Raw genomic sequence first — 5,342 nt, 5'->3', positions numbered from 1 at the left:
TCCTCTGTCCTCTGTCCTCTGTCCTCTGTCCTCTGTCCTCTGTCCTCTGTCCTCTGTCCTCTGTCCTCTGTCCTCTGAACAGTGTACACAAAACGCAACAATCGGTGCAACATATGACCTGTCTCTAACTACTCATTCTGTTCATAATGCGACCACACAAGGTGATCACCAATTGTCATCTTGCGATGTTCAACAACTTTCGAGGAAAACATTATGAAGAAGATCACAAAACTTAACAAACTCTATACTCTTTGTGCACTATCTCTTGGCAGTATCTCATTAACTGCTTGCGGTGGCGGCGGAGGTAGTTCTGCAGAAGGTACGCCAACAACACAAACAAAAATCAATGCAGCGGTAACGCTTGATACACCTGATAATGTCATCAATGGTGAAAAAGCATTATACAACACACAACTCACCGCAGAGGTTGCTACACTTGGCATGAGTGCAGAACCTGCGCAAATCATTAAAAAATACTTCTCGCCACAATTAACCACAGTGCAAGCCAATGCGCTTGAGAGCAATAGCGGCTGTTATGAAGGATTACAGCTAAGTGCTGGCGAGCAATGCCAAGATCATTATGAAGTTACATCAACAGCTGATAATGCAAGTTATCATGGTAGCCTTATCTATGAAACGACAACAGGTACCGTAACAACACCAATCGATATCAACTTTAAAGCGGATAGTGATGCACTATTTAATCATTCTGATATTCAAGTAATGAGTGTAGGTTCATTCTCACCTGGACTACAAACATCGATTGATATCGTCAACACATCACAAAAAGTACTACAGCACCCGCAAATGGTTTTTCCAGAATCTGTGCGTGCATACATCCATGCTTTAAATAGCATTTCAACTCTAGAGAGTGGGCAAACAGCAACCTTAAAATTTGAGCTAGATAATTCTGCTGAAGCACTTGCTGCACTGAAAGCCTGGAAAAATGGATTAGATCAAGCATTAGTAGAAAGCTTATTACATGTTAAAACCAACGAACAAAAAGCACAAAAAGTAGAGCTGACGCCCTCTTTTAATTTGTCTACTTTATCTGCTGAAAATAGTCAGAACAATTTTGTACCTAATGCTAATGGCGACTTAGAAAAAATGATTACGCTTAAAAACGTAACCACTGATACCATCAATAGCATTGATGCACAATTTTCTCCCGTTGTTGATGGCGTAAGTGCTGATTTTTCACTATGCACATTGCCACTAGCAGCAGGCGCAAGCTGTCAAGTTAAAGTCATTGTCACTCCTGAAGTCAGTAATACAGGTATTTCAAACTTTGAAACGGCAGTCACCTTTGTTACCGACTCGATGTATCACCTTGATGATTTAACGACAAATTTGGCAATGGATACCACGGTTATGCTAAGCATTGATCCATTAAGTGTTTTAATTGATCATCATGATAGCATGATTAAATTGGTAAATAATGGCAACGTTAATTTTAAACCATCAACGCTTACAGATGATTATAAAATTTATGATGCAACTGGCAAAGACATTAGTAATCAAATGAGTCTTTTAGAAAGCTCATCATGCTTAACCGGTAATGTTGTTGCCCCTGGCATGAGCTGCTCTGTTGTGATTAACCCATCTGTTGCCATCTCACAAGTTATTCAACCGCTTAAATTAGTCATCAATAACAGCAATACAACTACCGAAGTCACCTTGCCAAACTATAGCGATAACGGAATCTTTATTGATGCAACACGCACACCAAATGCATTTGTCTCAGGTAAAGATGCCTCAATCTATGTGATACTTTCACCAGTGGAGGCAAAGAAGCTATACGGTTTTGAACTGCCATTTAAAATGCCTTATACTTTAGATACCAGTGTTGAAAACAGCTGTCAAATCGGTAGCATTATCAGCTCACCTTGCGTTGCAAAGATTGATATTTCAGGTGTGGATTTAGCCAATAAAAGCCTTCTTAACCATTTAGTTATTCAATGGGATGATGCAAGTACAGATACTGAAACACTCAATATCAATGTCGTTGATATCAACGATCCTGAGGCAAATATTAGTGGGCTTGTCGATCTCAATGTACTATCACAGTTAAGTAGTAATACCGTGACGGTTGATACAGAAGGCTTACATCTAAGCCTAACAAATAATGCAACACAAGCATTACAATACCTAAGTGTTGCAGCACCTCAATGGTTAAGCGATATTGTTGACTTTCAGACGCTTGATACATTCGTAATGCTTGGCGTCAATCAATCACAATCACTTACTTTACCATTATTGGAGGGTAAAACCATTGCTGATTTGCAACAGGCGATGATGACACATCAAGCAGAAGTTATTGCCAATAATGATGCTAACGCAACGTTGGATAAGGTCTTCGGTATCGCTGCTAATAATGCTGCAACCGTATTTTACCCAAGCATCACGAATGCGCTTTATCCTAGCTTTGATGATGGTGCATTTACGCAAGAAGTTGTCTTTACTGAACCTGGTGTACGTTACATTCCAATGACTAATAATACAAGCGTAGCCCAAGTAATAAGCTTTGAGCAAAACCTACCAACGGGTGTCACCCTATCTTCACAAGCTTCATCACCAGAGATGACCTTGTGTGAAGATGCGATGACATTAGCAAGTGGTATGACTTGTTATGTGGCTTTTCATGCTGCTGCTAACGCTAATGAACAACCAGGAAATCACTTTAATCTCACACTAACACCTAGCGTTGAATCTGGATTATTAGCGACAACCTTACAAATGACTTTCAAAACAAACTTTGTCAATGAAGTAAGCTTTAGCGCCCCACAAGCAGCGATCAATGTACCATTAACTGGCGTTAAGCACTATGATTTGAAAATCATCAATAATGAGGCATATGTTGCTTGGTTACCATCAACGGACATTGCGAATTATCATCTTACCGGTGAAACGCTAAGTGGTTTACAATTGAGCGATCCAACCCTTATCCCAAGCTGCTTAAGTGGTGCTGCCGTTGCCAGTGGCGCTTATTGCTACGTAGGCTTAGATATTTCTGATAACAGTACACCGGCAGAGTATGGATTGGTGCTAGATATGGGAGACAATAGCAACTTGGCACAAAATGATCTTAATATTGGCACGGTTAATATTATTGATCACGGTATTGCTTCAGCTGAGCTTGTTGCTAATGGTCAAACTATCACAGGTGTTGTCGCTGGTTTAGGTTTTGATGTTGTGATTCATGCCCCTGAAAGCTGGTTTAATGAAACAACAACAGATCAAAGCTTCACGATTAGTTCAAGCTCACCAGAGATATTAATCAATGGCGCTCAAAGTGACAGCTGTACATTATCACAATCTGCACAAAGCCTAACTTGTCAAGTGCATGTCACAACAACTGAGGAACTTGCTGTTGGCAGCTATGAGTTAACTGTTACCGCAAATGATACGATGGAGATTAGTAACCCTGTCATAAGCTTTAATATCCAAAGTTATGCGTGGAAAGCATTATCTAAAGTCTCAACAAGTTGGGATGATGGCTCTTGCGGTATTGGACATGATCACAAAGCCTATTGTTGGGGAAGTGTCAGCAATTGGAGATTAGGGACAGGGGGAACTCCTCTTTCTGATCATCAACGTAGACCAGTTGCTGTAACACAAGGGCAAATGCCAGAAGATGTCGTGCTTGATACGATTGTCTCAAGTAGAGACACAACGTGTGCTTTGGATAATAATGGACAAGCCTATTGCTGGGGATATAATGCTTATGGACTAACGGGTACAGCTTCTAGCACAACTATGGTTTACGAGCCCACCAAAGTTGCACAAAATGGAATCACGTTTAAGAGCATTGTTGGCGGACAGTTCCATTTTTGTGCGATCTCAACTAATGAGGAATTATATTGCTGGGGTTCAAACCGTGATAATCAACTGGCAACCGCCATTCCAGTGGGTACTGAAGTTGATCATCCAGTTGCAATCCCTAGAGGAGATATTCCCGTAACAGAGACAATTAAGCAGGTGATTGTCAGCGCTTATGAAACATGTGCGCTTGCTAGCAATGGTTGGGTATACTGCACCGCTGAAGATGGTCCTGCTAAATTAACCGCCATTGCACAAGGCGCCTTACCACAAGGGGCTTACTACACCAAGATCCAATCTGGTTATGATTACTTCTGCGGGTTAGCCAGCGATAATCATGCGTACTGCTGGGGGTATAATAGATACGGTCAATTAGGTGATGGTTCAACGACTAAACGCACAACACCAGTTCAGGTCAAAGCTGGCGTAATCCCTGCCAATGCAACATTGCAGGATATCTCAGCTAACTTTAGAAGTACGTGTTTACTTGCGGATAATAAAGCCTATTGCTTCGGTGATAACCAAAACTATGACTTAGGTAATGGCAATAGAACTAACACTAGCGTGCCCGTAGCAGTTGCTCAAGGCGAGTTAGCGGCAGATGAGACAGTAAAATCGCTTGCTGGTAATAACTGCTTCATTAGCAATAAAGATAAAGCATACTGCTGGGGAAGTAATCGCGATTATAAAACAGGGACTAATGTAACCTCTGCCTACGTGACAACCCCAAAAGTGGTTTATCCTTATAACAACTAATCTCTCGCCTAACTCATACTAACCATACCCTAAGCCCGCTACTGCGGGCTTTTTTGCTTTTGGCTTTTCCTATGTAGCCCCTATTTAACCTGCACACATTACGCACAGATCAACGCATGATCTGTCGTTTTCCCAATCAATTTACTGCTTTATCATTCAGCCACATGAAAAAGTTTGATTCACTTTAAGGAAACTTGTAATGAAATATAAAACACTTATTAAGCTATTACCTTCAGTGCTAAGCACTTCTTTAATCAGCGCCTGTGGCGGTGGAGCGTGAGCCCCATCACCAGAGCCAGTCATAAGTAGCACTAAACTTACCAATGAAACGTTATTAGCGCCTGCCTCTAGCATTAAAGCGCAAGGGATTGGCATCAATAAGCAACGTTTAAGCACAGAAACCACTTATCATCTTATGGCTGGTTTAAATGATCCACAACAAGATAACGTTAAAGTAATAGGCGCACATATCGATCCACAAATTGATGGACTATCACTAAAATATGTGGCTGACAAATCAGAAAAAAGCTGCCTTATTACCAATGAAGATGGTTCTGTGACACAAACTATATTAAGTGCTAATGACAGCTGTGTGCTAAATATTGAAACAACATATACTGGCTCACGAACACTTCTTGAGCAAGAGCTTAACTTAGTCATTGAAGTCGAAAATGTTGATAATAAAGTATTGCATTCTGAAGTTTAGAGTTTTAAACATTAAATTTTCAATCAGTCGATCTAATTGTTAGCTCACGCAACTAAGCTTT

2 protein-coding genes are annotated in these 5,342 nt (G+C 40.7%); both read left to right on the top strand.

The features are described 5' to 3' along the window. Positions 1 to 213: 213 nt before the first annotated feature. On the top strand, positions 214 to 4,575 hold the full coding sequence (locus ACTS4L_RS11075; protein ID WP_440617910.1) for an RCC1 domain-containing protein: 4,362 nt from the start codon (positions 214 to 216) through the stop codon (positions 4,573 to 4,575). Between the two features lie 415 nt (positions 4,576 to 4,990). Beyond that, complete coding sequence (locus ACTS4L_RS11070; RefSeq protein ID WP_440617911.1) at positions 4,991 to 5,281, top strand: hypothetical protein; 291 nt, start codon at positions 4,991 to 4,993, stop codon at positions 5,279 to 5,281. Positions 5,282 to 5,342 lie beyond the last annotated feature (61 nt).

This window comes from Cysteiniphilum sp. 19S12-1 (assembly GCF_052030685.1).
Classification (GTDB): Bacteria; Pseudomonadota; Gammaproteobacteria; order Francisellales; family Francisellaceae; genus Caedibacter.
The sequence above is the reverse complement of the archived record's forward strand: the minus strand, read 5'-3'. Positions and strand labels throughout refer to the sequence as shown.

What these genes read in the sequence shown, in the direction of transcription:
- ACTS4L_RS11075 (WP_440617910.1), top strand. Translation starts at nt 214, where the DNA reads ATGAAGAAGATCACAAAACTTAACAAACTCTATACTCTTTGTGCACTA.
- ACTS4L_RS11070 (WP_440617911.1), top strand. Translation starts at nt 4,991, where the DNA reads ATGGCTGGTTTAAATGATCCACAACAAGATAACGTTAAAGTAATAGGC.